The sequence below is a fragment of the Bradyrhizobium sp. genome (genome assembly GCF_049691595.1).
Classification (GTDB): domain Bacteria; phylum Pseudomonadota; class Alphaproteobacteria; order Rhizobiales; family Xanthobacteraceae; genus Bradyrhizobium.
On sequence record NZ_JBAVNZ010000110.1, the window covers coordinates 1 to 3196 of the forward strand.

A 3196-nucleotide genomic window follows, 5' to 3' on the forward strand; every position below is an offset into this window, starting at 1 on the left:
CTCCTCGATCGGGGCGAATCTGTCCTTCGCCGTGAGCACGCGATGGCGGACGGGGTCGCGATGTCGGACAGGATGCTCAGGCCTGGAGAGCGGGATGAGATAAGGTTGAGGCCGTGACAACGGATCATTTTTCTTCTCGTGCCCCGGACGGAGCGTAGCACGGGTGCTGCGAGCCGGGCCCGCTCTACTTTGCATGGGGTTGTTTTCGCGATTTTTTGTCCAGGCGCTGCGCCGCGTACTCGCGCTTCCCGGCATAGGCTGATATCAGGCCATCCTGGCAGGTTCCTTGCGAGGAACCGAGCCGGGTACGACACGTTGTCGTGGCGGCTGGATCCGGGCATGGCACATCGCAAAACGTCGAATCCCAGGAACCACAAAGCCGCCGGCGATCAAAAGCCGGCGCCGAAGCCCGAGCCGAATCAGCCGTTTCGCTTTCGCGACGCCGTCAAAGCGCTCGGGCCCGGCCTGATCACCGGCGCGTCCGACGACGACCCTTCGGGGATCGGCACCTACAGCCAGGCCGGCGCGCAGCTCGGCTACGGCATCGGCTGGACCATGCTGCTGACCTTTCCGCTGATGGCGGCGATCCAGGAGATCTCCGCGCGGGTCGGGCGCGTCACCGGGCACGGCATTTCCGGCAATGTGTCCCGCCATTATCCGGCATGGCTGCTCAATGCCGTCGTGGCATTGTTGTTCATCGCCAACACCATCAATATCGCAGCCGACCTCGGCGCCATGGCGGATGCCACCAAATTGCTGATTGGCGGGCCCGGCATCGTCTATGTGATGGTGTTCGGCGTGACGTCGGTGGTGGCGCAGATCTTTCTCGACTACCGACGCTACGTGTCGGTCCTGAAATGGCTGACGCTCAGTCTGTTCGCCTATGTCGCCGCGCTCGCCTTTGCAAATATCTCATGGGGAGAGGCGCTCGCCGGCGTCTTCATTCCGCGCCTCAGCTGGAGCGCGGATTATTTCACCACCATCGTCGCGATCTTCGGCACCACGATCTCGCCCTATCTGTTCTTCTGGCAGGCGTCGCAGGAGGCCGAAGACCAGCGCGTCGACGTTCGAAAACAGCCGCTGATCGAAAAACATTACGGTGCGCAAAGGGAATTCCATCGCATCCGCGCCGACACCGTCATGGGGATGGCTTTCTCCAACCTGATCGCATTGGCGATCATGGTCACCGCCGCCGCGACGCTGCACGTCGCGGGCAAGACCGATATCCAGACCTCGGCTGAGGCCGCCGAAGCGCTGCGTCCGATCGCCGGCCAGTTCGCGGAAGTGGTTTTCGCGCTCGGCATCGTCGGCACCGGGCTTCTGGCCATACCGGTGCTCGCAGGCGCTGCCGCCTATGCCGTCGGCGAGGGACGGCAATGGCCGGTTGGGCTGGCGCGCAAGCCGAAAGAGGCGGTGGCGTTCTACGCCGTGCTGGCGCTGTCGGGCGCGATCGGGATCGGGCTCAATTTCACGCCGATCAATCCGATCTCGGCCCTGTACTGGAGCGCCGTCATCAACGGCGTGCTCGCCGTCCCCGTGATGGTGCTGCTGATGATCATGTCGCGCCGCAGGGATGTGATGGGCCGCTATATCATCAGCGGGGCGCTGTACTGGCTGGGCTGGCTGTCGACGGCGGCGATGCTGCTCAGCGTGCTGGCAATGGGAGCGGGGTTTTTTGTTTGATCGCGTCCCGGACGCGGTGCAGCGCCTCTTGGCGGTGCACCGCAGAGCCGGGACCCATTCGCAGCCAAACAAGATGGACCCCGGATCAGCAGCGCATCATGGAGCCTGTGCTCGGGCCGCGCAACGCGCGGACCCGAGTGCAAGCGCGGCGCGCTGCGCTGCATCCGGGGAACGCCACGAGCTCAATCCTTCCGGAACACGATCGAGGCCATCCAGCCGGTCATCAGCGCCATGAAGGCGGTCACCAGCCCATAGACCAGGCCGTTGTTCCGCGCGGTGTTCGCGACGAACTGCTCGAAGCCGACCTTGACGATCTCGAAGGCGGTTTCGGTCTTGGTCAGCAGCGCGCCGTCGGCGAACAGTTTTATTTCGACGTCGTAGGTGCCGATCGGCACTTCGGCCGGCAAGGGAATGCCGGTGCGGAACAAGGTCGGCGTCAGGAACGTCACCGCCGAGGTCGCCTCGCGATAGAGGCCATGTTCGACGCGCAGCCGCACGAAGGCGCTGCGGAACGCGTCGTTCGGCACCACGTCGGCATAGTCGGGCCCGACGCGCTGGGTCAGCAGCACATTGTTGAGGCCAAGCTGCTGGCGCCGCTGCACCTCGTGCGAGGCGATGGCCTCGAACGGCCGGTTGGAGAACAGCGCCAGATAGCTCGGCACTTTCAGGAATTGCCGGTAGTCGGTGTTGATCCAGATGCCGAATTTGCGTTCCTTGCGCCGCGTCACCATGTCGGCGCGCGGCCCGCTCACCGTCACCACCAGATCGTAATTGGCGTGGTTGGCCGGCGTGCCGGCGTCCTTTTCCACCGAGCCGAACAGCACCAGCTCCTCGCCGGAATAGTTCGGCGTCACCGTGACGCGGTGGTTCGACACCGATACGATCAGCCGCTCCGCGCGCGCAAGCGGGGCCGCCAGTGCGGCACCAAGCGCAACGCCAGCCAGCGCGAGGCAAAGCCGTGCGATCATCCGGCGCCTCCGGTTTCCCGGATGGTGAAGAGATCGTCGGGCCGGATCACCAGTTCGACGGCGAAGCGGATGCCCACGGCGAGAACCAGAAGCCCGAGCAGCAGCCGCAGATGTTCACCGCGGATTTTCTGGCCGGCACGGGCGCCGAACTGCGCGCCGGTGACGCCGCCGACCATCAGGATCAGCGCCAGCACGGCGTCGACCAGATGGTTGGTGACCGCGTGCAGCATGGTGGCGAACACCATGGTGACCAGCGTCAGCACCATCGAGGTGCCGATCACGGTCGAGGTCGGCACCCGCAACAGATAGATCATCAGTGGCACCAGGATGAAGCCGCCGCCGATCCCCATGACGGCGCCGATGAAGCCGATCACCAGGCCGACGACGATGACCGGGATCACCGAAAGGTAGATCTTCGAGCGCTTGAAGCGCATTTTCAGCGGCAGCCCGTGGATCCAGACGTGGCTGCCCGGCCGGCGCGCCGATACCGCGCCGCCGCGGCGGATCCGCAGCAGCGCGCGCAAGCCCTCCCAGAACATCAGTCC

At 65.0% G+C, this 3196-nt stretch carries 3 protein-coding genes; 1 reads left to right on the plus strand and 2 read right to left on the minus strand.

Annotated features, from left to right (window positions below):
* Nucleotides 1-339 precede the first annotated feature (339 nt).
* Entirely contained in the window at nt 340-1683 is a 1344-nt protein-coding gene (locus WCE35_RS05080) for an NRAMP family divalent metal transporter (RefSeq protein ID WP_424592251.1), read from the plus strand.
* 182 nt (nt 1684-1865) lie between these two features.
* Here WCE35_RS05080 and WCE35_RS05085 read toward each other — a convergent pair whose 3' ends face one another.
* Complete coding sequence (locus WCE35_RS05085; protein ID WP_424592252.1) at nt 1866-2651, minus strand: TIGR02186 family protein; 786 nt, start codon at nt 2649-2651, stop codon at nt 1866-1868.
* Nucleotides 2648-3196, minus strand: a 549-nt coding sequence (locus WCE35_RS05090; protein WP_424592253.1) for a sulfite exporter TauE/SafE family protein, incomplete at its 5' end; no start/stop codon positions are given. The genes WCE35_RS05090 and WCE35_RS05085, both read right to left, overlap by 4 nt.